We start from the raw sequence: 26,634 nt of genomic DNA on the forward strand, positions 1-26,634 counted from the left end.
TCCATCCCGAACCGGTTGAGATGGATGAAACGTACACTTCGCAGTCGCTTTCCGGCCACCTAATGTCAGTCCGGACCGGCAGCCACGGGTACGGGCGGATGTCCCCGAGAACCGCTGCCGACCGTCCCCCGGTATTGCACGACACGCCACCGAGAGCGCGCGAAGGAGGGCCCCATGGCCGTCGACTACACAGTGATCGTCGTCTACCTGGCCGGCATGCTGGCCATGGGCTGGTGGGGCATGCGCCGCGCCAAGTCGAAGAGTGAGTTCCTCGTGGCCGGGCGTCGCCTCGGTCCCGCCATGTACTCCGGCACCATGGCCGCCATCGTTCTCGGCGGCGCGTCCACCATCGGCGGGGTGGGACTCGGATACCAGTACGGGCTCTCCGGCGCCTGGATGGTCTTCACCATCGGCCTCGGGCTCCTCGCCCTGTCCATCTTCTTCTCCGCCCGTATCGCCCGTCTCAAGGTCTACACCGTCTCCGAGATGCTCGACCTGCGCTACGGCGGCCGGGCCGGCCTGATCTCGGGCGTCGTCATGTGGGCGTACACCCTCATGCTCGCCGTCACCTCGACCATCGCGTACGCCGCGATCTTCGACGTCCTCTTCGACATGAACCGGACCGTCGCGATCATCCTCGGCGGCTCGATCGTCGTCGCGTACTCCACGCTCGGCGGCATGTGGTCCATCACGCTGACCGACATGGTGCAGTTCGTGGTGAAGACGATCGGCGTGCTGCTCCTGCTCCTGCCCATCGCCGTCGTCAAGGCGGGCGGCTTCAGCGAGATGAAGGCCAAGCTGCCCACCGAGTACTTCGACCCGCTGGGCATCGGCGGCGAGACGATCTTCACGTATGTGCTGATCTACACCTTCGGCATGCTGATCGGTCAGGACATCTGGCAGCGCGTCTTCACCGCCCGCAACGACCGGACGGCGAAGTGGGGCGGCACGGTCGCCGGCACCTACTGTCTGGTGTACGCCCTCGCCGGCGCCGTCATCGGTACGGCCGCCAAGGTGCTCTACCCGAAGCTCGGCAGCCCGGACGAGGCCTTCGCGACCATCGTCAAGGACGAACTGCCCGTCGGCGTCCGGGGCCTGGTGCTGGCCGCCGCGCTCGCCGCCGTGATGTCGACGTCCTCCGGCGCCCTCATCGCCTGCGCCACCGTCGCCAACAACGACATCTGGTCGCGGCTGCGGGGCATCGGGCGGAAGTCCGAGGGCGAGCACGACGAGGTCAAGGACAACCGTGTCTTCATCCTGGTCATGGGGGTCGCGGTCATCGGCACGGCCATCGCCCTCAACAACGTCGTCGAGGCGCTGACCGTGGCGTACAACCTCCTCGTCGGCGGGCTCCTCGTCCCCATCCTCGGCGGGCTGCTGTGGAAGCGCGGCACGGTGCACGGCGCCCTGGCCTCCGTCGTGGTCGGCGGCCTCGCCGTGATCGGCCTGATGGCGACCTACGGCATCCTCGCCAACGAGCCGGTCTACTACGGCCTGCTGGCCTCCCTGGTCACCTACCTGGTCGTCTCCCTGGCCACCCCGGCCACCGACGCCGCCGTGCTCGCCGCCTGGCGCGAGCGGCTGGCGGGCCGGTCCTCCGAACCCTTGTCCGAACCGGTCCCGGCTGCCCAGTAAAGTCGGGGAGCAGGTAGTACATACGCGGAAAAGCGTAGGAAAGAAGGCAGTTCCATGAGCAGTAACGAGACGCCTCGCGGCCCCGTCGACTCGTCCCGCGTCCCGCGGTACGCCGGCCCCGCGACCTTCGCCCGGCTGCCCCGCCTCGACGAGGTCGGCACCGCCGACGTCGCCGTCGTGGGTGTGCCGTTCGACTCGGGCGTCTCGTACCGGCCGGGCGCGCGCTTCGGCGGCAACGCCATCCGCGAGGCGAGCAGGCTCCTGCGTCCGTACAACCCGGCGCAGGACGCCTCTCCCTTCGCGCTCGCCCAGGTCGCGGACGCCGGTGACATCGCGGCGAACCCGTTCAACATCAACGCGGCCGTGGACACCATCGAGGCGGCCGCCGACGACCTGCTCGGCACGGGCGCCCGCCTCATGACCCTCGGCGGCGACCACACCATCGCGCTGCCGCTGCTGCGCTCGGTGGCCAAGAAGCACGGTCCGGTCGCGCTGCTGCACTTCGACGCGCACCTCGACACCTGGGACACCTACTTCGGTGCCGAGTACACGCACGGCACCCCGTTCCGCCGCGCGGTGGAGGAGGGCATCCTCGACACCGAGGCGCTCTCCCACGTCGGCACCCGCGGCCCGCTCTACGGCAAGCAGGACCTCTCCGACGACGAGAAGCTCGGCTTCGGCATCGTCACCTCGGCGGACGTCTACCGCCGCGGCGCCGACGAGGTCGCCGACCAGCTGCGCCAGCGCATCGGCGACCGCCCGCTGTACATCTCCATCGACATCGACTGCCTCGACCCCGCGCACGCTCCGGGTACGGGAACGCCGGAGGCGGGCGGCATGACCTCCCGCGAGCTGCTGGAGATCCTGCGCGGCCTGGCGTCCTGCAACCTGGTCTCGGCCGACGTCGTCGAGGTGGCGCCCGCCTACGATCACGCCGAGATCACGTCCGTGGCCGCGTCCCACACGGCGTACGAACTGACCACGATCATGTCCCGCCAGATTGCTGAGGCTCGCGCGAAGTGACTCACGACCACGACCTGGAACTCCGTCCCACGCCCGCCCAGACGGAGGCAGCGCTGAACCCTCCCCCCGGCCGCAACGGCGGAGACCTGGTCGTGGAGACCCTGGCCGGGCTCGGCGCGACGACCGTCTTCGGCCTGCCCGGCCAGCACGCCCTCGGCATGTTCGACGCGCTGCGCCGCTCGGACCTGCGGTACGTCGGCCTGCGGGTGGAGAACAACGCCGGTTTCGCGGCGGACGCGTACGGCCGGGTCACCGGTGAGGCGGCACCCCTGCTGCTGTCGACGGGCCCCGGCGCGCTGACCTCGCTCGCCGCGCTCCAGGAGGCGGTCTCGGCCTCCGCCCCCGTTCTCGCGATCAGCAGCCAGATCCCCACCGCGGGCCTGGGCGGCGGCCGCCACGGCTATCTGCACGAACTCCCCGACCAGGCGGCCTCGTTCCGGGGCATCGTCAAGTCGGTCCACACCGTCCGCGCCCAGTCGCAGATCCCGTCGGCGATCACTGCGGCCTGGAAGTCGGCGCTGACCGCTCCGCACGGCCCGGTGTGGGTGGAGATCCCGCAGGACGTGCTGCTGGCCGAGACGGCCCTGCCGGTGGTGACGGCGGTCGACGCGACCCCCGATGAGCTGCCCCCGCGCCCCGAACTGACCGCCGTGGCGGCCGACCTGCTGTCCCGCGCCGCCCGCCCGGCGATCATCGCGGGCGGGGGAGTGGTGCGGGCGGACGCGTCCGGCAAGCTGAGGCAGCTGGCCGAGAAGCTGAACGCCCCCGTGGTCACCACCTTCGGCGGCAAGGGCGCCTTCCCCTGGACGCACCCACTGTCGTTGCAGTCCTGGCTGGAGGACCGGCACACCACGGACCTCCTGGAGGACGCGGACGTCCTGCTGGTCGTGGGCTCGGGCCTGGGCGAACTCTCCTCCAACTACCACACGTTCAAGCCGCGCGGCCGCGTCATCCAGATCGAGGCGGACCTCGGCAAACTGGAGTCCAACCACCCGGCGCTCGGCATCCACGCGGACGCCCGACTCGCCTTGCAGGCGCTGCTGGAGACGGTGGAGGAGCGGGCGGACGAGACGGCCCGGGAACGGGTGCGCACCCTGCTCGCGAAGGTCGCCGAACGCATCGCCGCCCAGGAACTCACCCTGGAACAGAACGTGTTGGCGTCGGTCCGCCGGGCCCTCCCGGCCGACTCCCCGTCCTTCTGGGACATGACCATCCTGGCCTACTGGGCGTGGTCGGCCTTCGACGCGAAGGCACCCAACGCCATGCACTCCGCGCAGGGCGCCGGCGGCCTTGGCTACGGCTTCCCGGCGGCCCTCGGCGCGGCCGCCGCCGACCCGACCCGCCCGGTGCTCGCGGTGTCGGGCGACGGCGGCGCCCTGTACTCCATCGCCGAGCTGGCGACGGCCCGCCAGTACGACCTGAACGTCACCTGGCTCATCGTCGACGACGGCGGCTACGGCATCCTGCGTGAGTACATGACCGACGCCTTCGGCCAGGCCACGGCGACCGAGCTGAGCCGCCCGGACTATGTGGCGCTGGCCGAGTCGTTCGGGGTCCCGGGGGTGCGTACGTCCCCGGAGACCCTGGAGGCCGATCTGGCGAAGGCGTTGGCAGCGCCAGGGCCGGCGGTGGTCGTCCTCCCGGCGGTCCTGCGGATGTTCGCGCCGACGCACCTCGGCTGAGCCGTCCTGCGGATCAGCAGCCGCCCGGCCCCACCCCGTCGATACGGCCGCCGAAGTCGCCGAGGTACTGCGAGCGCCAGTCGCCGTTGAAGACGTCCCGCTTCTCGACCGGGCCCCAGTTGATGAAGCAGGCGCGGGTGCTCGCGACGAAGGAACCGACGTGGTCGTGCAGGCTGGGCGGCATGTCGCGGTAACCGCTGCGGGACGTCCACTCCCAGTAGTCGCCGCCGAAGCCCTCCCCGCTCCAGAAACACACCGAGCCGTCGGGGCAGGAGGGGGCGGCGGCCTGCGCGGAGGCGCCCTGCGCGGGCAGCACCAGGGCGGTCAGGGTGAGGGCGGCGGCCAGGGACCAGGAACGAAGCTTCACGACGCTCTCCAGAAAAGGGAGTTGGGGCACCTCGACGAAGCTGCCGAGGTGCCCCCATGCTCTTGTCCCGGGGCGGGGACGCGCCCGAGTCCAAGATCGACGTCACCTGTGTGAGGGAAGTAGTAGGACTGGGCGCCCGGGCCTACCAGATCGCCTCGACCCACTCCGGGTGGTCGATGAACGGGTTGCGGTTGTGCTGGTAGGTGTCGTAGATGACCTGGTTGCGCTTCTCCTCGAAGGCGCTCGGCGGGTCCTCGTCGTTCCACTGCTTGAGTACGGAGAGCTTGCCCATGTAGGGGTTGCTGCCGTTGTTGACGCTCTCGTTGGGCTCCAGGTCGGCGAAGCCGTCGTCGCCCTCGTAGCGGACCGTCATGTAGAGGATCATGCGGGCCACGTCGCCCTTGTCGGCGTCGCGGGGCTCGAAGGAGTCGGAGTCGGTGAGGCTGCCGCCGCCGTTGGTGACCGTGCTGCCGCCGTTGTCGAAGTCCTTGTTGCCGCGGATGCTGTTGACCTGGACGTCCGCGGGGCGCAGGTGGTGCAGGTCCGTGCCGGGACCGGTCACCTCGCCGAAGTCGCCGTGGGACTTGGCCCACGTGTGCTCGCGGTTCCAGTCGCCGACGTCTCCGCCGTTGAGGGACTTGGCGCGCGAGACACCGCTGTACAGCAGGATCACGTTGCTGCTGTTGTTCGGGTCCTGGTCGGTGGCCATGAGCGCGTTCCAGACCGCGGAGTACGAGATCTTGGTCTGGCTGCTGATGATCGTGTGCAGCGAGGACTTCAGGCTCGTGCCGGTCTTGCCGATCGCGTTCTTGTAGTACGTCGAGTCGTACGCGGTCGTCGTGGCCGCGGCGGGGGTCGCGGTCAGGGCCGGGGCGGTGAGGCCGACCAGGACGGCGGCGGTGGTCAGTGCCACCGACTTCCAGCGGCCTATGCGTGTCGCCAGCATGTGGGGTGTCCCATCTACGCGGGTTGAATGGAGGCGGCAGACGGGAGCGTGGCATGGACATGCGGTCGTGTAAATAAACTGAACATGTCGATTAAGTGACTGGCACCGGCAATTCGCCCCTTGTCTACGCGAGTTGACACACCGAAACAGCCCCCGACCAGGTGGCCGGGGGCTGTTGGGTCCGCTTGGGTCCGCTTCGGTCAGCTCACGTCCGACGGGTCCAGCCGGTAGAGCGTCGACGTCGACTGGGTGTTCTGCGAGTCCGAGTTCGTCTCCGTGCTCGACTCCGAGGTCGTCGTCTTGCTGTACGCGCTCTCCTTCACCGCGGTGCCGTACTTCTGCACCCAGGCGGTGACCGCGGTGCTGGCGCTGTTGTTGCCGCCCATGCCGCCGCCCATGCCTGAGCCGCCGACCTGGATGTAGTGCAGCTCGCCCTTCTTCACCAGCTCCTTGAGCTTGGCGACCGTCATGCCGTTGTCGCTGCCGGTGAAGCCCCACATGGAGATGACGGGCTTGTGGGTGCTCAGGATCAGCTGCCCGGCGCTCTGTGAATTGGACACCGCGAGCAGCCACTTGGCGCCGTCCTGGTGCTTCTCCAGATACGAGATCAGCTCGCTGCTGGTTTCGCCGCCCATGCCGCCACCGCCCATGCCGCCCCCGTTACCACCGCCGGACTGACCGTCCGCGCCGTTCGGGGCCGTGCCGTTCTCGCCGCCGGGGAAGCCGCCGGCCTGGCCGCCTGCGGTACCGCCGCCGGGCATCTCGCCACCGCCCGGGAAGCCGCCGTTCTCGCCGCCCTGCGGGGCACCGCCGGGCATCTCGCCGTTCGCGCCGCCGCCGGGCGTCATCTGGCCGCCCTCCTGGCCGGCCGCCTGACCGCCCTGCTGGGTTCCGCCGGGCATTTCGCCGCCGCCCGGACCGCCGCCGTTGCCGCCGGGGCCGCCCTGGCCGCCACCGCCGCCGAAGCCGCTCCCGGTCGACGGGCCGGCGGTCGGGTTGCTGCCGCCCATGCCGCCGCCGGCGCCGCCCGCACTCGCCGGAACGGCGACCGCGTACGCCGTCGGACCCGCGAGGGCCGCGACGATCGCGGCGGCCACCGACGCCGCCAGCAGCCGTGCGCGGTTGCCGGAACGGAAGAGGAACAGACCCACGATCGCCAGCACCATGACCACCGCGATGGCCGGCCACAGCCAGCTGTTCCAGTCGGTGGCCCGGCGCAGCAGCACGACCGCCCAGACACCGGTGACCGCGAGTCCGGCGGGCAGCACCCACGACCAGCGCACGTCGCCGCCGCGGAAGGCGCGCAGCAGCATGGTGCCGCCGCCACCGCACAGGACCGCGATGCCGGGGGCGACGGCGGTCGTGTAGTACGGGTGCATCGTGCCCTCGGCCATGGCGAACGTCAGGTAGTGCAGCAGCATCCAGCCGCCCCACAGCACCAGCGCGGCGCGGGTGAGGTCGGTGCGCGGGGCGCGGCCGCACAGCACCAGGCCGCCGACGAGGGCGATGGCCGCGAACGGGATCAGCCAGGAGATCTGGCCGCCCAGGATGTCGTTGAACAGCCGGCCGAGGCCCGCGGTGCCGGAGAAGCTGCCGCCTCCGCCCCCGCTGCCGCCGTTGCCCTCGCCGCCGAAGACCCGGCCGAGGCCGTTGTAGCCCATGATCAGGTCCCAGGCCGTGCCGTCCGTCGAACCGCCGATGTACGGCCGGTCGTCGGCGGGCACGAGCGAGACGGCCGTCGCCCACCAGAAGCTGGAGACGGCCAGGACCACGCCCGCGAGCAGCAGGTTCACGATGCGCTTCACGAGCTTCGGCCTGGCCGCGTAGAGGTAGACCGCGAAGACGGCGGGCAGCGCGATGTAGCCCTGGAGCATCTTCGTGTTGAACGCGAGGCCGAAGCAGGCCGCCGAGCCGAGCAGCGGCAGCAGCTTGCCGTTCGTGGTCGCCCGCAGGGCGAGTGCCGCGCCCGACACCATCAGGAACACCAGCAGGGTGTCGGGGTTGTTGTCCCGGTTGATGGCGACCGTGATCGGGGTCAGCGCGAGGACGAGTGCGGCGACCGTCGCCGCGCCGTGGCCCCACACCCGCTTCACGGAGGTGTGCAGGATCCAGATCGTCGCGAGGGCGACGAGGATCATCGGCAGCATCATCTGCCAGGTGCCGAACCCGAAGATCCGGCAGGACAGGCCCATGACCATCAGCGCGAACGGTGGCTTGTCGACGGTCATGAAGTTGCCCGCGTCCAGCGAGCCGAAGAACCACGCCTTCCAGCTCTGCGTACCGCTGAACACGGCGGAGCTGTAGAAGCTGTTCAGGCCGGAGCCGGACAGGTTCCAGGAGTAGAGCACCGCCGCCAGGATCAGGATCGCGATCAGCGCGGGCAGCGACCAGCGGGGCGACTTCTCCGGGGGCGCCGCGGGTACGGCCGGCGGCGGCGAGTCGGGGGTCACGGTCGTATGAGGGTGTGGATCGGTGGCAGATGTCACGCTCGGCAGGATGTCGAGCGGGGGTGAGCGAGGGCTGTGCCGCAGCTGGCTCCTGGCTGTGAAAAAACAAAGGAGTCAGCAAGAGGCGGGCAAGGGCTTGTACAAGGCCGCAGCACGGCAGGCATGTCCGGGATCACCCGTTCGGCCACGCGGGACCGGTGACAGAGGGTATGTTCCCCGAGGTCAGGACCGTCGCCCAGGGGCGGTGTCAGATCCGGCGACTACGCTGAGACAGGAGAGGAGGACAGCGTGCTGCTGAGGTTCCGTGTCGCGAATGTGCGGTCCCTGCGCGATGAGCAGGAGCTGTCCTTCGTGGCGTCCGAAGCCGGCGAGGAGCCGTTTCCCGCCCGCCCTGTTCGTCTGCCGGGTGGCCGGTCGTTGGATGTCTTCCCGCTGATCGGAGTCTTCGGTGCCAACGCGTCCGGCAAGTCGAACGTGCTCGCGGCCCTCGTCGACATGCGGAGCGCGGTCCTCGACTCGTACGCCCGTTGGGCTTCGTACGACGGCGTTCCGCGCTCCGCCTTCGCCCTCGATCCCAAAGGGAACGACGAGCCGAGCTTCTTCGAAGTGGACCTCGTCCTGGAAGGGATCCGCTGGACGTACGGCTTCGAGCTGGGCGGCAGCCGTGTCGAAGCCGAATGGCTGCACAGCTACCCGCTCGGTCACCGGCAGGTCTGGTTGGATCGCGACGCCTCCCGCGCGGAGGTGTACGACTGGCCGGGAAACCGGGTCAAGGACCGCGCGCAACTCGCCCGGCGTACCCGCCCCGACGCTCTGCTGCTCTCCACCGCGGGCACGGACAATCACCCGCAGCTCTCGCCTCTCTTCCAATGGTTCCGCCGCAACTTGTGGCTGATCGATCCGGAGGTCGAGCGGGACCAGCGCGAGGTGTTCACCCGGCAGGAACTCTCCGGAGCCCGCGCACGCCGCATCGAGGAACTGCTGCGCGTCGCCGACCTCGGCATCACGGGAACCGAGGTGGTCGACGACGGCAGGGGGCGGCCGACCGTCAAGCTCGTCCACCGCTCAGCCGCAGGCGAGGCCGCGCTCGACTGGCAGGCCGAGTCCCTCGGCACCCGCTCCTGGTTCGCCCTCCTGGGCCCGCTGCTCCTGGCGCTCGACGAAGGCGCGGTGCTGCTCGTCGACGAACTGGACGCCAGTCTGCACCCACGCTTCGCCGCCGAAGTCGTTCGGCTCTTCCACGACCCGTACGCCAATCCGCACGGCGCCCAGCTGGTCTTCACGTCGCACGACCCAACCGTGCTCACCACCCCGAGCGGTGGCCGACTGCTCGAACCCGGCCAGGTCTGGCTGACGGAGAAGGACGAGGACGGGGCGACCGAGCTCTATCCACTGACCGCCGCATCCCCGGGGGAGGAAGAAGACCTGATGAAGTCGTACCTGGCGGGGGCCTTCGGTGCGGTTCCGTCTCTTCTGGAGGGGCAGATCGCCCGCCGTCTGCTCGCCGACCGCGAGCAGGCCGAGCACGAGGCGGGGCAGAGCTGATGGGAAAGGCGAAGGGGAAGGGCAAGGAGTCGCTGGGCCCCGCGCAGCATCGTGGACGACGCAAGAGGATCGTCCACGTCTTCACCGAGGGGCTGGTCACGGAACCCTCCTACATCGACATGGTCAGGCAGTACGGGGTGCCGGCCGATCCGGCGCCGGCCGTCGACGTGCGGATCGCGAACGCCAACGCCCCAGGCTCCCAGCGCAAGCCCCTCAAACTCGTCGAGGCGGCGGTCGAGCTGATGGAAATCGAGCAGCGGGCGGCCAAGCGCAGCGGCCTGGAGAAGAAGTACTGGCCGCAGGTCTGGTGCCTCTTCGACCGGGACGAGCACGAGGGCATCGAGACCGCGTTGAAGCAGGCTCGCGAGGGAGGAGTGAAAGTCGCCTTCTCCCACCCGTGCTTCGAGGTCTGGCGTCTGCTGCACCACAAGCCGGTCACCGGCACGTTCGGCGGGGTCTGCGGGCAGGTGACGACGAGACTGCCCTTCGCCAGAACACCGAAGGACGCGCCCAATATCAAGGTGGTGCTCCCGCACCAGGTCACCGGACGCTATCCGGAGGCCAGGAAGCGCGCCCTGCAGATGAACGCGCAGCACGGCGACCACGTGGCCCTCGTCAACCGGGACCCGTACACCGATGTCCACGAATTCGTGGAGCACGGGCTCGGAATCGCCTCGTACTGACACCACCTCAGGCCGTAGGGAGCCGTTCGTGACCAAGTTCACGCTCGCGCAGTTGGAGCGGCATCTCGTCGCCGCCGCGGACATCGTCCGGGGGACGATGGACGCCTCCGAGTACAAGGACTACATCGTCGGCCTGCTGTTCCTGAAGTGGGCCAACGACGAGTTCGAAGCGGCACGTGCGGCGATCGGGAAGTACGCGGCCAGGGAACTGGGACTCACCGACAAGGCGCTGGCCGAGTTCCTCGAACGCGAGTCCGCATACTGTGAACGAGACGTGCTCTTCGTACCGAAGAAGGCCCGCTGGGCGGCGATATCCTCGGCCACCCACGACATCGCCGAGGACCGGCTGCGTCCGGCGCTCCAGGCGTTGGAAGGCCAGGATCCCAAGCTCAAGGGGCTCTTCAGCCACCTCGACTTCCGCCGCATCGGCGGACTCGGCGCGTCTTCGGCCGAACGCGCCGATCAGCGGCTGAAGTTGCTCATCGCACACTTCGACCGCATCCGGCTGAGCACACCGGACTTCGAGTTTCCCGACCTGATCGGCGCCGCCTACGAGTACCTCGTGAAGGCGTTCGCGGACTCGGTGGGCCGTATGGGCGGCGAGTTCTACACCCCGCGCGTGGTGGTCCGCATGATGGTGGACATGCTGAGGCCCGAGCCGGGCATGCGGATCTACGACCCGTGCGTCGGCTCGGGCGGCATGCTCGTCTCCGCCAAGGAGTACGTGGAGGAGCACGGCGGAGACACCGCGGACATGCTCTTCGCCGGCCAGGACGCCAACAGCGGTTCGTGGGCGACGGCGACGATGAACATGGTCCTGCACGGGGTACGACGATTCGACCTGCGCACCGGGGACACGCTCGCCGCCCCGGCACATGTGCCGACGTCGGACGCCGACCGGTTCGACGGAGTGCTCAGCAACCCGCCGTTCTCCATGGACTATGCGCTGAGCGACCTGGCCTACCGTGCGCAGCGCACGACCTACGGGGTGACCGGCGAGCGCGGCAAGGCCGACCTGATGTTCCTCCAGCACATGCTGTGGGAGACCAAGCGGGAGGGGCGGGGCGGCATGGTCGTCACGGTCATGCCGCACGGAGTGCTGTTCCGCGGGGGCCGCGAACAAAGCATCCGCACGAACCTGTTGGACGAGGACACGATCGACGCGGTCATCGGCCTCGCTCCGAACCTCTTCTACGGCACTGGTATCCCCGCCTGCGTCCTGGTGCTGCGCCCGCCGGGAAAGAAGGATCCGGCTCGGGCGGGCAAGGTGCTCTTTATCAACGCGGACCGCGAGTTCCACGCGGAGCGCTCACAGAATGTGCTGCTGCCCGAGCATGCCGAGAAGATCACGTCCGCCTTCCACGAGTTTGCGGAAGTGCCCGGCTTCTCGCGAGTGGTCAGCCGCGAGGAACTGCGTGCCAACGACGACAACCTCAACATCCGCCGCTATGTGGACACCACGCCGCCGCCAGAGCCGCAGGACGTGCGGGCCCACCTCGTGGGCGGCGTGCCGCGCGCGGAGATCGAGGCGAAGAAGGAACTGCTCGACTCGTACGGGATCGCGCTGACGGATCTCTTCGAAGAGCGCCTTCCCGCTGATCCGGAATACGTGGACTTCCTGCCGAAGGGACAGCGGCCGGACGCGGTCCGGTTCGCTGACCTGGCCCGTCCCCGCGAGGAGGAACTCTGGTCCGCCTATGCCGAGTGGTGGGACGCAGAGGCCCGGCACCTGGAGGGGCTGGCCACGACCTCGGGGCGGCCCGCGGACGTGTTGCCGGCACAGTGCAGGGCCGAGCTGTGGGGGCTCCGGGAAACGCTCGTCGAGTCGTTCGTGGAACGCCTCGGCGGAGTCGGGCTCCTCAGCGGGCACGTGCTCACGGGCGCGGTGGTCGGGTGGTGGCACGAGGACAGGTACGACCTGCTGGCGCTGTCCGAGAGAGGGTTCGCGGGGGTGATCGACGGCTGGGTCGGAGACGTGGAGACGCTGCTCGCGCCGGAGCTCGACCCCAGGACGGGCAGGGAGCACCCGAGGTCCGCGGCGGAACGGCGCCAGGCGTACCAGCACAAGCTGGTCACCGCCATCGCCCCGGACTTCCTGGAAGCGCTGGCGGCGGCGGACACGCGGAAGGCCGAGCTCGACGAGCGCTGGCAAGAGCTCAGACCCCGACCGGCCGGCGACGGCGAGGACGACGAGAAGATCGACGGCGAGTCTCCTGCCTATGAGGAGACTCCAGCGGATGTCGAGAAGCGAACGGAACTGGCTCGTGTGAGGAGGGAGCGCAAGGAGGCCGCCGCCTTGGCCAAGCGCCTTGAATCCGAGTTCTGGTTCCTGGGCGAGAGCCGGACAGCGCATACGGAGCAGAGCGCGGCGCCACGCCTGATGCGCGCCCGTGCCGCGCTGGCCGCCGATCACGGAGAGCGCCGGGTAGTCCTGGACGTCCTTCGGCAGGGACTGAAAAGCAAGCTCGACGACGTGATGCGCAGCCGCCGCCAGGAGCTGGCCCACGCCTACGAGAACTGGCGGGAGAAGTACGGGCTGTCCTTCCGGGAGATCGAGCAGCAGCTCAAGGGAACAGCGCAAGGCGGCGCGGTCCCCAGCTATCCCTGGTCTCAACGGAGTGCCTGGGAGGTGATGGCGGACAGCGCGGGCACCCAACCCGATCGGAACACGGTCGCCGACGTCATCCGCTCCCTGATCGAGGCCGAGAAGGAAGTCGAAGGCGAGCTCGCCAAACTGCACATCGATGAACTGCTCTCGCTGCTCACGGCAGTTGATTCCGGGGGAGCAGGTCAGACCCGGCGTCGCCCGCTGCGTGAGATGGTCGAGTCGGTACGGCCCGGAGTCGCCTACGGCGCTGAGGCACGGCCTGGGGCGCCGGTTCTTCGGCCTGCCGACCTGACCGAACCCACACTCGGGTTGTCGGGGGTCCGGTCGGCCGGCACCGGAGTCTCACACGGGGCAGTCCTGCTCCCCGGTGACGTACTGTTCGCCGCGGCGGACGCAACCGGGCGGTCGTTCCGCGCGGCCGTATGGCGAGGAGAGCGAGGGCAGGCGACGTACGGCCCTGGCGTCTTCTGCATCAGGCCCGACGCCAACCGTCTGGCCGCCGATTACCTCGTGGCGTGGTTGATGCTTCCCGAAGCCCAGGAACGTGTTTACACGGTGGCACGGTCCGATGGCGGCCCACGGCTAGTGCATCCGCACCGGCTGCTCGACGTCGAGATGGACGTACCGAGCATGGCGGCACAGGAGGTCTTCGCCGGACATCTCGCCGTACTAACCCGGGAAAGGCAAGTACGTCACGCTCAGCTCGCCAAACTTCGCCTGGTGAAGGGCATTCTGATGGACAACCTCACGCGATCATTGGGGTGATCGCTTGGCAGTCGCGATGAAGCGTGACCAACTCTCCGGCGAGAAGACCAGCGCGGGGCCGTGCGGGACCTTGGAGTCGCGGACGGGTATGCCGGAGGGGTAGCTGTCCAGAACCTCGATGCAGCTGCCGCCTTCGCTGTTGCTGTAGGACGACTTCCTCCAGCCTTCCAATAGGGCTGCGTTCAATATGGTTCGGTCAGTCATGACGTCCGTAGTCCTTCGCTGTTGCCCTGAGTAGGGCCAGTGACTCCTTCAGTGGCAGTGCGTCGCTCAGTGCAAGATCGTAGCGACCTTGCAGCTCGTGAACTACGTGTGGGGAGTCATGCACCTTCCCCATGCGTAGACCCTCGCCGTATGCCACGGGTGGTTGGTCCTCGAACCACATCAGCGTGAGCATGTTCTCCATCAGTGGATGAGAACCCAGAGCGAACGGCATCACGTGCACGCGGATCCGTTCAGCCTCAACCAGGTGCACGATGTGCGAGATCTGCTCTGCCATGACGTCCGGTCCGCCCACCGCGCGACGTAGCACCGCCTCGTCTAACAGCGCCCACACCACGGGCGTCACCGGATCGCCGAGGATCTTCGCGCGCTCAAGGCGTGTGACAACGAGCCTGTCACGCTCCTCTTCACTCACCGGAGGGAATGACGTGCTCAGAACCGTACGTGCGTACCTTTCCGTCTGGAGGATGCCCGGAACGAACGACAGGGCGAACTCTCTGATCATCAACGCCTGTTGCTCGAGCAGCCGCGCCGCCTCGAAGTAGTCGGCGACCGCAGCCTCTTCCTGCGGCAGGAAGCTGCTCAGCACATTCCCCGTGTTCAGGGCTCTGTCCAGGCGCCGCGCGTCCTCCTTCGACGGCACCCTGCGCCCCGCCTCGATGTGTGCGATGTGCGAGCGGGTCATGATCGCCACGTCGGCCAGCTGTTGCTGCGTGAGGCCTGCTGTCTCGCGCTGTTCCTTGAGCCAGTCGCCGTAGATGCTGCTCACCGCGTCAACTCCCTTGCGTCCCTTGCGACAAACGCTCTGTCACCAGCTAACCCCTGGCGAGCCTAGCCCGGCCCCTCTCACTCTGTGAGTGGATCGCTACACAAAGCGATACCCCCGCGACCGAGCGACCGGTCCGGGGGCGTGGCCATCAACGAACCCAACGGAGTTGACGACATGAGTTACCGTATCGCCCGCCTCTTCGAGCCGCTGCTGTGGCTCCTGTTCCCCGGCCCGGGACGCCGCCGTCTCTCTGCCGCCGCCCAGGTGCGACGACTGCCCGTCGCTCCGTGCGCCGACGGCCCGACCGTTCACCGCGCAGGGTCCCGTCCTCTGCGTGGCGAGGACCACGCCCTGGTCCGCCCCTACCTCGTCGCCCACGAGCGACGCGAAGAAGCGCGACGCCGGCGGGCCCGGCGACGTGCGGTGTGGCTCGCTGTCCACGGGGTGGACGTAGGGCCGCGGGTGATCCACGGAGTCGAGGTGACGGTGTGAACCGCGTCATCAGCGTGACGCGGCTGCTGCCCTGGGCCGGCTCGGAAGGCAAGCCCTGCTACCTCGTCACCGACGGAACCGGCTATCTCTCCCGAGTGGCCGACGCCATCGAGAGTGTGCAACTCGGCATGGCCGGCGAACTCCTCGGTCACGCGGCCGACATGCTCGCCGACCGCCGGGCGACGCCCGCGCAACTCCGGTTCCTGCTCGGCCGGATGAGCGAGGCGCTGGCCGACGTGCGCCGGATCGCGGAGAGCCGGGGTGCCCGCCTCCCCGCGACTGTCTGTGACGGCCTCGACGATGCCGACAGCTTTGCTGAAGCCGACGACTGCGTCGCTGTCCCCGACGGGCCCCGTGACCCCACGCCGGGAGGCTGACCGGTGGTCGCCCTTGCGGGAAGTGTGACACTCAAGTAAAAAGTGTCACACTTCCCGCGCACTGCCACCAAGGCGTCCGTCCTCCTCGCGCTCCGAACAACGTCGAAGCCGAGCAGCATCGGCATCACGTCACGCCAGGATCTGACTCCACTTCTCCTTGTACTTGGTGAGTTGCTCGGTGTATCCGTCGGCGAACGCCCTCTGTTCAGAAGGCCCCATGGTGTCGTCCGGCAGCCTTCCCGGTGGAAGGAGGCCTGGTATCTCTCGGAAGACCTCAACGGCGGCCTTCCAGCGATCGCTTCCCCGCCTCTTCGCGAGGATGAGGTGGTTGGCCAGGGAGGGCAGTTCCTTGTCCAGAAGTTGCGCGGGAACCTTCTTCGCAAGGAACTCGTCCCGTTCGGGTGCTGCTGCCCCGGGTGTGACGAGGAGGCGCAGTGTCCACAGGGCTGCGAGTAATTGTCCGGACATGAAGTGCTCGTTCGGTGTTTCGTGCGGCATGCTTCTTCCCTGCCCACGGCTCCATGCCGACATGGATCTGTGTTCCGCGCACGCTTGTCGAGGCTTTGCCGGACAGCCCGGGTGTCTCGTACAACCTTTCGTTAGAACTCGTGCGTCATCTAGGCATGACTCACGGGATATCCAGACGCGCGAGAGTGCTTGCGGGCGGCCTCACCGCCGGGGTGCTCGTATCGGGGGTGGCCGCCGCGACGCCCGCCGCCGCCGCGACGCCGACCGTCAGCTGTACGTCGGCGAAGGCGGCCCTGGCCGCCAAGCTCAAGAAGGACATCACGGCCGCGCTCGCGCACCGCACGGGCACCGTCGCCGTCGGCCTCTACGACCGCACCACCAACACCACCTGCACGCTCCGCGCCTCCAGTGCCTACGACTCGGCGAGCGTCGTGAAGGTCACCGTCCTGGCCACGCTGCTGTGGGACGCGAAGAAGCACAACCGCTACCTGACGAGCACCGAGGCCTCGCTCGCCAAAGCCATGATCACCAAGTCGGACAACACCGCGACCAGCAAGCTCTGGAAGCAGCTGGGTCTGACGAAGATCAAGGGCTTCCTGAGTGCCGCCAAGATGACCCAGACGAAGCCCGGCGCGAACGGCTACTGGGGCCTGACCCAGATCACGGTGACCGACGAGCAGAAGCTGCTCAAGCTCATCACCGCCAAGAACACGGTGCTCAGCGACAATGCGCGGGCCTACATCCAGAAGCTGATGGGCCAGGTCATCTCCTCCCAGCGCTGGGGCACGCCGTACGGGGCGCCGTCCTCCGTCTCCGTGCACGTCAAGAACGGCTGGCTGCAACGCTCCACGCACGGCTGGCGGGTGCACAGCGTCGGCACCTTCAAGGGGGGCGGCCACGATTACACGATCACCGTGCTGACCCACGGCAACAGCACGATGAGCTACGGCATCACGACCATTCAGGGTGTCGCGAAGGTCATTCACAAGGACCTCATGGCCTCCGGCAGCTGATCCTTAACGGCGCGGCCCACCTGGAGTCACCGACCGGTCCTACGGTGACGCCCATGCGTCTGCGAACCGTACTCACCACCGTCACCGCCTGCCTGGCGGCGGCCACCTCCCTGTCCGCCGCCGACCCGGCCGTCGCCCGGGAAAACCAGGCCTGTTCGCCGTCCGTCACCATCGACCGCTTCTCCGACGCGCTCGACAAGACGACGTACGACGGCACCTTCGTCGGCAACTTCTCCGCCCTGGCCCTGGACCGCGACGGGCAGCTCGCCGCGCTCTCCGACCGCTCCTCCCTGTTCACCCTGAACGCGAAGACGCTCCAGCCGACGGGCGTGACCGCGCTCGCCGACGACAACGGCAGCGCCCTCGACTCCGAGGGCCTGGTGATCGACTGGGACGGCACCCGTCTGATCACCTCCGAGACCGAGCCGTCCATACGCCGCTACAGCCCCGACGGCACGATCCTCGACCGCCTCCCGGTCCCGGCCTCGCTCCAGGTCGCCCCGGCCGGCCGCGCCGCCGCCAACGGCACCTTCGAGGGCCTGACCCTGCTGCCCGGCGGTCACACCCTGCTGGCGTCGATGGAGTACGCGCTCTCCGGCGACAGCACGGGCATCGTCCGCTTCCAGACCTGGGAGCGGACGAAGGGCGACCACTTCCGGCTCGGCGCCCAGTACGCCTACCGCACCGACACCGGCCTCGGCGTCCCCGAGGTCCAGGCGACGCCCGACGGTCGCCTCCTGGTCCTGGAGCGCGGCTTCACCTCCGGCGTGGGCAACACGGTCCGCCTCTACCTGGCCGACCCGCGCCACGCCACGGACACCGGCCGTATCGAGAACCTCACCGGCCAGAGCGACGTACATCTGATCAAGAAGACCCTGCTCACCGACATGGTGACCTGCCCGTCACTGGGCGCGACCGCCAAGCAGCCCCAGCCGAACCCGCTTCTCGACAACATCGAGGGGATGGTGATCACGGGCCGGACCAAGGGCCGTCTCGACGTCCTGCTGGTCAGCGACGACAACCAGAACGCGGTACAGACGACGCGGTTCTACTACCTGCGAGTACGCATATGAGCGTTCCCCGCCCGATTGTTGCGGAGGGATGAAATCCGCTTCCATCGGTGTTGGTGCCTTCCGGTAGACCAGGTGGATCGGGACGAACGGAAGGCACCGGCGTGGCAGCGCAGCAGGGCGAGAAACAGGGCTGGGCGCGGAGACTCGCGGGCTATGCCTGGCGCTACCCGAAGGACGTCGTCCTGGCCCTCGGCGCCTCCCTCGCCGCCATGGCGGTCACCGCATTCGTCCCGCTGGTCACCAAGGTGATCATCGACGACGTGATCACCGGCCACACCCGCTCCATGGCCCCCTGGGCCGGCGCGCTGATCGGCGCGGCCCTCCTCGTCTACCTGTCCACCTACGTCCGCCGCTACTACGGCGGACGTCTCGCTCTCGACGTCCAGTACGACCTGCGGACGGAGATCTACGACACGATCACCCGGCTCGACGGCCGCCGCCAGGACGAGCTGTCCACCGGGCAGGTGATCGGCCGCGCCACCAGCGACCTCCAGCTGATCCAGGGCCTGCTCTTCATGCTGCCGATGACCATCGGCAACGTCCTGCTCTTCCTGATCTCCCTCGTGATCATGGCGTGGCTGTCGCTGCCGCTGACCCTGGTCGCCCTCGCCGTGGCCCCCGCGCTCGGCTGGATCGCCCGCCGCAGCCGCACCAAGCTGCACCCCTCCACCTGGTACGCCCAGGCCCAGGCCGCCGCCGTCGCGGGCGTGGTCGACGGCGCCGTCAGCGGCGTACGCGTGGTGAAGGGGTTCGGGCAGGAGGACCAGGAGACCGGCAAGCTGCGCGAGGTCGGCCGCCGGCTCTTCGCCGGGCGGCTGCGCACCATCCGGATGAACTCCAGGTACACCCCGGCCCTCCAGGCCGTCCCCGCCCTCGGCCAGGTCGCGATGCTGGCGCTCGGCGGCTGGCTCGCCGTACGCGGGCACATCACCCTCGGCACCTTCGTCGCCTTCTCCACCTACCTCGCCCAGCTCGTCGGCCCGGTCCGCATGCTCGCCATGGTCCTCACCCTCGGACAGCAGGCCCGCGCGAGCACCGAACGCGTCCTGGAGCTGATCGACACGGAGCCGACGATCAAGGACGGCACCAAGGAGCTGCCCGCCGACGCGCCCGCGACGGTGGAGTTCGACGACGTCTCGTTCGGCTACGACCATGAGCGCCCGGTCCTGGAGGGGCTGAGCTTCGAGATCCGCGCCGGTGAGACCCTCGCCGTCGTCGGCTCCTCCGGCTCCGGCAAGTCCACCGTCTCCCTGCTCCTCCCGCGCTTCTACGACGTCACCCACGGCGCCGTCCTGATCGGCGGCCACGACGTCCGCGAACTGACCCTCGACTCACTGCGGGCCGCGATCGGACTGGTCCCGGAGGACTCCTTCCTCTTCTCCGACACCGTGCGCAACAACATCGCGTACGGCCGCCCCGACGCGACCGACGAGCAGATCGAGGCCGCCGCCCGCGCCGCCCAGGCGGACCGTTTCATCGCCGAGCTGCCCGAGGGCTACGACACCAAGGTCGGCGAGCACGGCCTCACCCTCTCCGGCGGCCAGCGCCAGCGCGTCGCCCTCGCCCGCGCGATCCTCACCGACCCGCGCCTGCTGGTCCTCGACGACGCCACGTCGGCGGTGGACGCCCGCGTGGAACACGAGATCCACGAGGCGCTGAAGCAGGTCATGCAGGGCCGCACCACCCTCCTCATCGCCCACCGCCGCTCCACCCTCAACCTCGCCGACCGCATCGCCGTCCTCGACGGCGGCCGCCTCGCCGACCTCGGCACCCACGAGGAGCTCCAGGAGCGCTCGGCCCTCTACCGCCGCCTGCTCACCGACCCGGACGAACTGGGCGGGGTCTCCCCGGGCCACACCCCGCCCGTCGAGCCCCAGGAGGACACCTCGGTACGGGACGAGCTGGACGCCGAGTTCGACGCCGAACGCGGGCTGACCCCCCGCCTCTGGACCGGCGACCGCGAGCCCAAGGACCACGCCCTGTCCGGGATGCCGGCCACCCCCGAACTGCTCGCCCAGGTGGAGGCGCTGCCTCCGGCGGCCGACACCCCGGACATCGACGAGGCACGGGCGGTGCGCCCGGAGGATTCGTACGGCCTGAAGCGCCTGCTGCGGGGCTTCGGACGGCCCCTGCTGATCAGCCTCCTGCTCGTCGCGACCGACGCCGGCATGAGCCTCCTGCTGCCCGTCCTGATCCGGCACGGCATCGACCAGGGCGTCAGCGAGATGGCCCTCGGCGCCGTCTGGGCGGCCTCCCTGCTCGGCCTGCTCGCGGTGCTCGTGCAGTGGGCGGCGCAGACCGCCGAGACACGGCTGACCGGACGCACCGGCGAACGCGTCCTGTACTCCCTCCGCCTCAAGATCTTCGCCCAGCTGCAGCGGCTCGGTCTCGACTACTACGAGCGGGAGCTGACCGGCCGGATCATGACGCGGATGACGACCGACGTCGACGCGCTCTCCACGTTCCTCCAGACCGGCCTGGTCACCGCCTTCGTCTCGGTCGTCACCTTCTTCGGCATCATGGGCGTCCTGCTCGTCCTCGACGTGCAGCTCGCGCTCGTCGTCTTCGCGACGCTGCCCCCGCTGATCGTCGCCACCTACTTCTTCCGCCGGGCGAGCGTGAAGGCGTACGAGCTGGCCCGTGAGCGCGTGTCGGTGGTCAATGCCGACCTCCAGGAGTCGGTGTCCGGGCTGCGCATCGTGCAGGCCTTCCGGCGGGAACGGGACGGCGGACGGCGGTTCGCGGAGCGCAGCGACAGCTATCGCAAGGCGCGTATCCGGGGCCAGTGGCTGATCTCCGTCTACTTCCCGTTCGTGCAGTTCCTGTCGTCGGTGGCCGCGGCCTCGGTGCTGATCGCGGGCGCCGGCCGGATCGACGCGGCCACGCTCACCACGGGCGCCCTGGTCGCGTACCTCCTCTACATCGACCTGTTCTTCGCCCCCGTCCAGCAGCTCTCCCAGGTCTTCGACGGCTACCAGCAGGCGACCGTCTCCCTCCGCCGCATCCAGGAGCTGCTCCAGGAACCCACGTCCACGAAGTCGGCCGACGAGCCGCTGGAGGTCCTCTCCCTGCGCGGCGAGATCGCCTTCGAGGACGTGCGCTTCGCGTACGGGGAGGACGACGAGACCGACGCGGCGCTCGGCGGAATCGAGCTGACGATCCCCGCCGGTCAGACGGTCGCCTTCGTCGGTGAGACGGGCGCCGGCAAGTCGACCCTGGTCAAGCTGGTGGCCCGCTTCTACGACCCGACCGGCGGCCGGGTGACGGTCGACGGCACGGATCTGCGGGCGCTCGACATCACCTCGTACCGCCATCGCCTCGGCGTCGTCCCGCAGGAGGCGTACCTCTTCCAGGGCACCGTGCGGGACGCCATCGCCTACGGCCGCCCCGACGCCACCGACGTGCAGGTGGAGGCGGCGGCCCGGGCGGTCGGCGCGCACGAGATGATCGCCACGCTGGAGGGCGGCTACCTGCACGAGGTCGCCGAGCGCGGCCGCAACCTCTCCGCCGGGCAACGGCAGCTGATCGCGCTGGCGCGCGCCGAGCTGGTCGACCCCGACATCCTGCTCCTCGACGAGGCGACGGCCGCCCTGGACCTGGCCACCGAGGCGCAGGTCAACCAGGCGACGGACCGGCTGGCGGGCCGCCGTACGACGCTTGTGGTCGCCCACCGGCTGACGACCGCCGCACGCGCCGACCGGGTCGTACTGATGGCGCACGGCCGGGTCGCGGAGGACGGCACACACGAGGAGCTGCTGGCGCGGGACGGGCGGTACGCGGAGCTGTGGCGGACGTTCGTGGGGGAGCCCGTCGCGACCGCGTAGCGCCCGGGGACGGGGCGCAACCGTCGGACACCCGTTGTGCGTCCGTACACCAGTACGGTGAGGGCCGCGCAACGGGAGGGACGACAGTGGACAGTGGTGCGATACGCCGGCGGCTGGCACTCGGCATGGCCGTGCTGGCCGCGTCCGGACTGCTCGCGCTCGCGGCGCCGGGCAGCGCCGACGCGGCGTCCGGGCAGTGCGGCGGGCGGAAGGTGAGGACCCTTTCCTTCTCCACCGGCGCCGTCCAGCTCTACAAGCGCAACGGCTACGTCTGCGCCGTCACCCTCCCCGAGAATCCCGGCCGGAAGACGTCGATGTTGGTCAGCCTGCAGGCGCGCGGCACCCGACCGGTCGTCGACAGCGGCCAGTACGCGCACCGGGCCGGCCCGGTCACCGTCCACGCGGGCCACCGCTGCGTGCGGGTGAAGGGGGCGGTGGGGCGGGGCTCGGTCAGCACGGGCTGGATCCTGTGCTGAAGCCATCGGCTCGCTGACATCTCAACCTCCTCTGGTGCTACGGGTGTTGCTGGGATAGCTTCCGGCGCACATCCGTTTCACAGGGAGGGCGAATGCGCAAGGCGCTCAGATGGCTGCTGGCGCTCACGGTGCTCATAGGCACGCTGAGCACGGCCGGGGCAGCCACCGCTGCCGGGCCGGAGGCCACTGGTACGACCGACATCAAGGAGCAGCTGCTCTCCATACCGGGCATGAGCCTGATCCAGGAGAAGCCCTACACCGGCTACCGCTTCTTCGTCCTCAACTACACCCAGCCGATCGACCACCGGCACCCGTCCAAGGGCACGTTCCAGCAGCGGATCACCGTGCTGCACAAGGACGTCAGCCGCCCGACGGTCTTCTACACCGGCGGCTACAACGTCTCCACCACCCCGAGCCGCCGCGAGCCGACCCAGATCGTGGACGGCAACCAGGTCTCCATGGAGTACCGCTTCTTCACGCCCTCCCGGCCCGACCCGGCCGACTGGTCCACACTCGACATCTGGCAGGCGGCGAGCGACCAGCACCGCATCTTCAAGGCGCTGAAGAAGATCTACACCAAGAACTGGATCGCCACCGGCGGCTCCAAGGGCGGCATGACCGCCACGTACTTCGAGCGCTTCTACCCTCATGACATGGACGGAGTGGTGGCCTACGTCGCCCCCAACGACGTCGTGAACAACGAGGACTCCGCCTACGACCGCTTCTTCGCCTCCGTCGGCACCAAGGAGTGCCGCGACCGGCTGAACGCGGTACAGCGGGAGGCGCTGGTGCGCCGGGAGCCGCTGGAGAAGAAGTACGAGGCGTACGCCGCCGAGAACGGCTACACCTTCACCACCGTCGGCAGCCTGGACCAGGCCTACGAGGCGGTCGTCCTCGACTACGTCTGGGGCTTCTGGCAGTACAGCCTGCTGTCCGACTGCGACTCGATCCCGGCGGACGCGGCGACGGCGACCGACGACGAGATCTGGAACTCGATCGACACGATCTCCGGCTTCTCCTTCTACACCGACCAGGGCCTGGAGCCGTACACGCCGTACTACTACCAGGCCGGCACCCAGCTGGGCGCGCCGACGATCCACTTCCCGTACATCGAGAAGAAGTACGTCCGCTACGGCTACCAGCCGCCGCGGAACTTCGTCCCGCGCGACATCCCGATGAGGTTCCAGCCGGGCGCGATGCGTGACGTGGACACGTGGGTGGCGCACAACGCGCGGCACATGCTGTTCGTCTACGGCCAGAACGACCCGTGGGGTGCGGAGCGGTTCCGGGTGGGGAAGGGCGCGAAGGACTCGTACGTCTTCACGGCACCCGGCCTGAACCACGGCGCGAACGTGGCCGGCCTGGTCGCGGACCAGAAGGCGCTCGCCACGGCCCGGATCCTGGAGTGGGCGGGCGTCGCGGCCTCCTCCACCGCCCAGGCGAAGCCGCTGGCGAAGTTCGACGCGAAGCTGGACGTGCGGGACGTGGAGCGGGAGCCCGCGCTGCGTCCGTAGCGCACGGAGGCGGTCAGACCGGCCGGGCGCAGCCGACCGGATCCGTGCCGCCGAGCTGGACGTAGAGGGCCGTGGACGCCGGGCACTTGGCGCGGGCGTCCACGGCCTTCACCACCTTGTACTGGGGCCTCTTCGCGCCCGAGCCGTCGCACGCCGTCTCCCGCACCTGGCCGTCGCCGGAGCCGTACACGCAGTCGCCGACGATGGTGCGGGGACCGCCCCCGCCGCCGGGGTCGCCGGGGTGTGGTGGCTCCAGGTTGCGCATGCAGGCGTAGCCCTGTGCGACTGTGCCGTCGCCGTCCTCGTCGGACGTGGTGGACTGTTCGCTGATGTGCAGCACGAAGTCGGTGGTCGCCGGGCACGGCGGACCGTCGCTCACCGTGCCGTCGTAGCGGGCCACGACCCGGGCCGCCGCCCGCTCACCGGCGCACGGCACCTCGGTGAAGCTCGTCGTGCCGAACGAGCTGCACTCGTCGACGCCCAGGAACTCGGCGCCGTAGCCGGAGGACACGGACGGGCTCGCCCGCTCGCCGAGCCGGCCGTCCTGCGCCGCCCCGGTGTTCCCCGAACCGGCGGACCCCTGGCATCCCGTCAGCAGGGCGGCGAGCAGCGCCGACAGCGCGCACACCGCCCCCCCGGACCATCTCCCGCGCATCGCCATCCCCCCGGCCACCCCCGTCCAGCGTGACCCGCGACAGCGGGGCACGCCAGACATGTGGGGTGCTTTGCGCCCGTTGGGGGTAGTACGCCTGGCGCGGGGCGTATGTCTAGTACGTCAGCCCGTACCCGACCGGATACAGCACCTGCGCCGGGTCGTCCGCCCGCTGCACCGGCACGGGCAGCTTCCCGTGCGGCACCACGCGCCCGGCGATCACCCGTGCGGCGGCGCGCAGCTCGACGTCGGTCCAGGAGTATGCCGCCAAGCAGGCCTGCACCGAAGACAGTTGGGCCACGTCGTAGGGGTTGCGGACGGCGACCGCCACCACCGGCTTCCCGGTCGCGACCAGCTGCTCCACCAGGGTCTTCTGGCTGCTGGTCGCCGTGACGTTGTACGTCCCGACGACGACCGCGTCCGCGTCGGCGGCCGCCGCGACGGCCTGGGCGATGACCGCGGCCGAGGGGGCGGTGCCGGTGGACAGGGCCTTCGCCGAGAAGCCCAGTTCGGCGAGGGCGGCCGCGAGGACGCCCGTCGGAGGGCCCGTGGTGCCCGACGGGGACGCCGGGTCGGCGCCGACGACCAGCACCCGGCCGTGCGTACGGCGGGACAGCGGCAGCACGCGGCCCTCGTTGACCAGCAGGGTCGTCGTCCGTTCCGCGATGCGGTCGGCCGTCGCGAGGTGCTCCGCGGTGCCGACCGTACGGTCCACGCCGGCCCGGCTGACGTGCGGCTTCTCGAACAGCCCGAGCTTCGCCTTCAGCCGCAGGACGCGCAGGACCGATTCATCGAGCCGGGCCTCGGTCAGCTCGCCGTCCCGCACCGCGTTCAGGACGGCGTTCCAGGCGACGTCGATGGACGGTGGGTTGAGGAGCTGGTCCACGCCCGCCTTCAACGCGAGCACCGGCACCCGGTCGTCGCCGTACTTGGTGCGCACGCCCTCCATGCCGAGCGAGTCGGTGACCACGACCCCGTCGTAGCCCAGTTCCTCGCGCAGGATGCCGGTGAGGATCGGGTGGGAGAGGGTGGCCGGGTCGCCGGAGTCGTCCAGCGCCGGGACCATGATGTGCGCGGTCATGATCGAGTCGATGTCCGCCCGGATCGCCGCCCGGAACGGCACCGCGTCCAGCTCCTCCCACAGCTCGCGGCTGTGCGTGATGACCGGGAAGCCGAAGTGGCTGTCGACGGCCGTGTCGCCGTGACCCGGGAAGTGCTTGGCCGTCGCGGCCACGCCCGTCTCCTGATACCCCTTCACCTCGGCCGCGACCAGGCCCGCCACCGCGTCCGGGTCGGCACCGAAGGACCGTACGCCGATGACCGGGTTGGCCGGGTTCACATTCACGTCGGCCACGGGGGAGTAGTCCTGCCGGATGCCGATCGCGCGCAGCTCGGCGCCGGAGATCCGGCCGAGAGTGTGCGCGTCGGCGCGGGAGCCGCCCGCGCCGACGGCCATCGCGCCGGGGAGGAGCGTGGCGGGCTTGCCGACGCGGCAGACGATGCCGTGCTCCTGGTCGGTGGAGATCAGCACGGGCAGACCGCGCGGCTGCTCCAGAGAGGCGGCCTGGATGCCGTTCGACAGGTCCGCGATCTGCTGCGGGTCGCGGGTGTTGTGCGCCCAGGTGAAGTAGATGATGCCGCCGACGCGGTACTTGGCGATCAGGTCGGCGGCAGTGCGCACGCCGATCTCGTTGAGGTTGGCGTCGATGTCCGCCTGGTCGGGCGCGGTGGCCGAGTGGCCGTAGACCCGCATGACGAACAGCTGGCCGACCTTCTCCTCCAACGTCATGCGGGAGAGAAGAGCGTGGAGTTTCTTGTCGTCGGGATGTTTCTCGTCGTCGTGATCGGCGGCGTATCCGGGGGTGCCGACCGACAAGGAGGCGGTGACGCCTGCCGTGGCGGCGAGGACGGTACGTCTGGACGGACGTGCGGTGTTTCTCGTGCTTCTCGTGCTTCCCGTGCTGGTGTCGGGCACGTGCGCTCCCTCCGAAGGAGAACCGCTGAAGGAAACTTCCAAGGAGTCACCAATATCCGGGAAGTTTCTTCCGGTCAA

General features: G+C 69.5%; 21 protein-coding genes. 13 read left to right on the forward strand and 8 right to left on the reverse strand.

Going from position 1 to position 26,634, the window contains the following annotated elements:
* The first annotated feature begins 174 nt into the window (after positions 1-174).
* The 3 genes from ABT114_RS08250 to ABT114_RS08260 are packed head-to-tail and all read left to right on the forward strand — an operon-like array spanning position 175 to position 4,340.
* Positions 175-1,635 (forward strand): sodium:solute symporter family protein, encoded by a 1,461-nt coding sequence (locus tag ABT114_RS08250; RefSeq protein WP_351139896.1) that lies wholly within the window; start codon positions 175-177, stop codon positions 1,633-1,635.
* 54 nt (positions 1,636-1,689) lie between these two features.
* Positions 1,690-2,658: an agmatinase gene (gene speB / locus ABT114_RS08255; protein WP_351139898.1), complete on the forward strand. Its 969-nt coding sequence runs from the start codon at positions 1,690-1,692 to the stop codon at positions 2,656-2,658.
* Positions 2,655-4,340 carry a thiamine pyrophosphate-binding protein gene (locus ABT114_RS08260; RefSeq protein ID WP_351139900.1) on the forward strand — a complete coding sequence of 562 codons (1,686 nt, stop codon included), beginning with the start codon at positions 2,655-2,657 and terminating at the stop codon, positions 4,338-4,340. The genes speB and ABT114_RS08260 overlap by 4 nt, the downstream gene beginning before the upstream one ends.
* A 13-nt stretch (positions 4,341-4,353) precedes the next feature.
* On the opposite strand, the gene ABT114_RS08265 is transcribed toward ABT114_RS08260, so the two are convergent.
* The 3 genes from ABT114_RS08265 to ABT114_RS08275 all read right to left on the reverse strand — a co-directional run bounded on the left by ABT114_RS08265 (position 4,354) and on the right by ABT114_RS08275 (position 8,139).
* A complete protein-coding gene (locus tag ABT114_RS08265; protein ID WP_351139902.1) occupies positions 4,354-4,707 on the reverse strand; it encodes a peptidase inhibitor family I36 protein in 354 nt (117 codons plus the stop codon).
* 142 nt (positions 4,708-4,849) lie between these two features.
* Positions 4,850-5,653 (reverse strand): endonuclease I family protein, encoded by an 804-nt coding sequence (locus tag ABT114_RS08270; RefSeq protein ID WP_351139903.1) that lies wholly within the window; start codon positions 5,651-5,653, stop codon positions 4,850-4,852.
* Positions 5,654-5,853: 200 nt separating this feature from the next.
* The gene (locus ABT114_RS08275) at positions 5,854-8,139 is read right to left on the reverse strand and encodes a glycosyltransferase family 39 protein (protein ID WP_351139905.1); all 2,286 of its coding nucleotides are present in this window, start codon (positions 8,137-8,139) and stop codon (positions 5,854-5,856) included.
* Between the two features lie 249 nt (positions 8,140-8,388).
* Here ABT114_RS08275 and ABT114_RS08280 point away from each other — a divergent pair, with 249 nt between their 5' ends.
* The 3 genes from ABT114_RS08280 to ABT114_RS08290 are packed head-to-tail and all read left to right on the forward strand — an operon-like array spanning position 8,389 to position 13,701.
* On the forward strand, positions 8,389-9,645 hold the full coding sequence (locus ABT114_RS08280) for an AAA family ATPase (RefSeq protein WP_351139907.1): 1,257 nt from the start codon (positions 8,389-8,391) through the stop codon (positions 9,643-9,645).
* The gene (locus tag ABT114_RS08285; RefSeq protein WP_351139909.1) at positions 9,645-10,328 is read left to right on the forward strand and encodes an RloB family protein; all 684 of its coding nucleotides are present in this window, start codon (positions 9,645-9,647) and stop codon (positions 10,326-10,328) included. The genes ABT114_RS08280 and ABT114_RS08285 overlap by 1 nt, the downstream gene beginning before the upstream one ends.
* A 28-nt stretch (positions 10,329-10,356) precedes the next feature.
* On the forward strand, positions 10,357-13,701 hold the full coding sequence (locus tag ABT114_RS08290; protein WP_351139911.1) for a type I restriction-modification system subunit M: 3,345 nt from the start codon (positions 10,357-10,359) through the stop codon (positions 13,699-13,701).
* Here ABT114_RS08290 and ABT114_RS08295 read toward each other — a convergent pair.
* Entirely contained in the window at positions 13,690-13,905 is a 216-nt protein-coding gene (locus ABT114_RS08295) for a DUF397 domain-containing protein (RefSeq protein WP_351139913.1), read from the reverse strand. The genes ABT114_RS08290 and ABT114_RS08295 overlap by 12 nt on opposite strands.
* Positions 13,898-14,692, reverse strand: coding sequence for a helix-turn-helix domain-containing protein (locus tag ABT114_RS08300; protein ID WP_351139915.1), 795 nt, complete (start codon positions 14,690-14,692; stop codon positions 13,898-13,900). Before ABT114_RS08300 ends, ABT114_RS08295 begins: the two co-directional genes overlap by 8 nt.
* A gap of 174 nt (positions 14,693-14,866) precedes the next feature.
* On the opposite strand from ABT114_RS08300, the gene ABT114_RS08305 reads away from it, so the two are divergent.
* Together ABT114_RS08305 and ABT114_RS08310 are read left to right on the forward strand one after the other, a co-directional pair.
* Positions 14,867-15,184 (forward strand): hypothetical protein, encoded by a 318-nt coding sequence (locus ABT114_RS08305; protein WP_351139917.1) that lies wholly within the window; start codon positions 14,867-14,869, stop codon positions 15,182-15,184.
* The gene (locus ABT114_RS08310) at positions 15,181-15,561 is read left to right on the forward strand and encodes a hypothetical protein (protein WP_351139919.1); all 381 of its coding nucleotides are present in this window, start codon (positions 15,181-15,183) and stop codon (positions 15,559-15,561) included. The genes ABT114_RS08305 and ABT114_RS08310 overlap by 4 nt, the downstream gene beginning before the upstream one ends.
* A gap of 129 nt (positions 15,562-15,690) precedes the next feature.
* Here ABT114_RS08310 and ABT114_RS08315 read toward each other — a convergent pair whose 3' ends face one another.
* Positions 15,691-16,059 (reverse strand): hypothetical protein, encoded by a 369-nt coding sequence (locus ABT114_RS08315; protein ID WP_351139921.1) that lies wholly within the window; start codon positions 16,057-16,059, stop codon positions 15,691-15,693.
* 125 nt (positions 16,060-16,184) lie between these two features.
* On the opposite strand from ABT114_RS08315, the gene ABT114_RS08320 reads away from it, so the two are divergent.
* From ABT114_RS08320 to ABT114_RS08340, 5 genes are all read left to right on the forward strand, one after another.
* Entirely contained in the window at positions 16,185-17,042 is an 858-nt protein-coding gene (locus tag ABT114_RS08320) for a serine hydrolase (protein ID WP_351139923.1), read from the forward strand.
* A gap of 53 nt (positions 17,043-17,095) precedes the next feature.
* Positions 17,096-18,115 (forward strand): esterase-like activity of phytase family protein, encoded by a 1,020-nt coding sequence (locus tag ABT114_RS08325; protein ID WP_351139925.1) that lies wholly within the window; start codon positions 17,096-17,098, stop codon positions 18,113-18,115.
* 101 nt (positions 18,116-18,216) lie between these two features.
* Positions 18,217-21,939 (forward strand): ABC transporter ATP-binding protein, encoded by a 3,723-nt coding sequence (locus ABT114_RS08330; protein ID WP_351139927.1) that lies wholly within the window; start codon positions 18,217-18,219, stop codon positions 21,937-21,939.
* 86 nt (positions 21,940-22,025) lie between these two features.
* Positions 22,026-22,415, forward strand: a complete 390-nt coding sequence (locus ABT114_RS08335) for a hypothetical protein (RefSeq protein ID WP_351139929.1) — start codon at positions 22,026-22,028, stop codon at positions 22,413-22,415.
* A gap of 92 nt (positions 22,416-22,507) precedes the next feature.
* Positions 22,508-23,929: a S28 family serine protease gene (locus ABT114_RS08340; protein ID WP_351139931.1), complete on the forward strand. Its 1,422-nt coding sequence runs from the start codon at positions 22,508-22,510 to the stop codon at positions 23,927-23,929.
* 13 nt (positions 23,930-23,942) lie between these two features.
* On the opposite strand, the gene ABT114_RS08345 is transcribed toward ABT114_RS08340, so the two are convergent.
* Both ABT114_RS08345 and ABT114_RS08350 read right to left on the reverse strand, forming a co-directional pair.
* Positions 23,943-24,584, reverse strand: coding sequence for a hypothetical protein (locus ABT114_RS08345; RefSeq protein WP_351139933.1), 642 nt, complete (start codon positions 24,582-24,584; stop codon positions 23,943-23,945).
* Between the two features lie 112 nt (positions 24,585-24,696).
* Complete coding sequence (locus tag ABT114_RS08350; RefSeq protein ID WP_351139935.1) at positions 24,697-26,556, reverse strand: glycoside hydrolase family 3 protein; 1,860 nt, start codon at positions 26,554-26,556, stop codon at positions 24,697-24,699.
* Between the last annotated feature and the right edge of the window lie 78 nt (positions 26,557-26,634).

Origin of the sequence: Streptomyces sp. NPDC002088, assembly GCF_040296605.1 — a bacterium.
Taxonomy (GTDB): Bacteria; Actinomycetota; Actinomycetes; order Streptomycetales; family Streptomycetaceae; genus Streptomyces.

Excerpts from the sequence above, each read along its gene's own strand:
- ABT114_RS08250 (WP_351139896.1), top strand. The coding sequence starts at position 175 with ATGGCCGTCGACTACACAGTGATCGTCGTCTACCTGGCCGGCATGCTG.
- ABT114_RS08325 (WP_351139925.1), top strand. The coding sequence starts at position 17,096 with ATGCGTCTGCGAACCGTACTCACCACCGTCACCGCCTGCCTGGCGGCG.
- speB (WP_351139898.1), top strand. The coding sequence starts at position 1,690 with ATGAGCAGTAACGAGACGCCTCGCGGCCCCGTCGACTCGTCCCGCGTC.
- ABT114_RS08340 (WP_351139931.1), top strand. The coding sequence starts at position 22,508 with ATGCGCAAGGCGCTCAGATGGCTGCTGGCGCTCACGGTGCTCATAGGC.
- ABT114_RS08285 (WP_351139909.1), top strand. The coding sequence starts at position 9,645 with ATGGGAAAGGCGAAGGGGAAGGGCAAGGAGTCGCTGGGCCCCGCGCAG.
- ABT114_RS08315 (WP_351139921.1), bottom strand. The coding sequence starts at position 16,059 with ATGCCGCACGAAACACCGAACGAGCACTTCATGTCCGGACAATTACTC.
- ABT114_RS08270 (WP_351139903.1), bottom strand. The coding sequence starts at position 5,653 with ATGCTGGCGACACGCATAGGCCGCTGGAAGTCGGTGGCACTGACCACC.
- ABT114_RS08345 (WP_351139933.1), bottom strand. The coding sequence starts at position 24,584 with ATGCGCGGGAGATGGTCCGGGGGGGCGGTGTGCGCGCTGTCGGCGCTG.
- ABT114_RS08320 (WP_351139923.1), top strand. The coding sequence starts at position 16,185 with ATGACTCACGGGATATCCAGACGCGCGAGAGTGCTTGCGGGCGGCCTC.
- ABT114_RS08295 (WP_351139913.1), bottom strand. The coding sequence starts at position 13,905 with ATGACTGACCGAACCATATTGAACGCAGCCCTATTGGAAGGCTGGAGG.
- ABT114_RS08305 (WP_351139917.1), top strand. The coding sequence starts at position 14,867 with ATGAGTTACCGTATCGCCCGCCTCTTCGAGCCGCTGCTGTGGCTCCTG.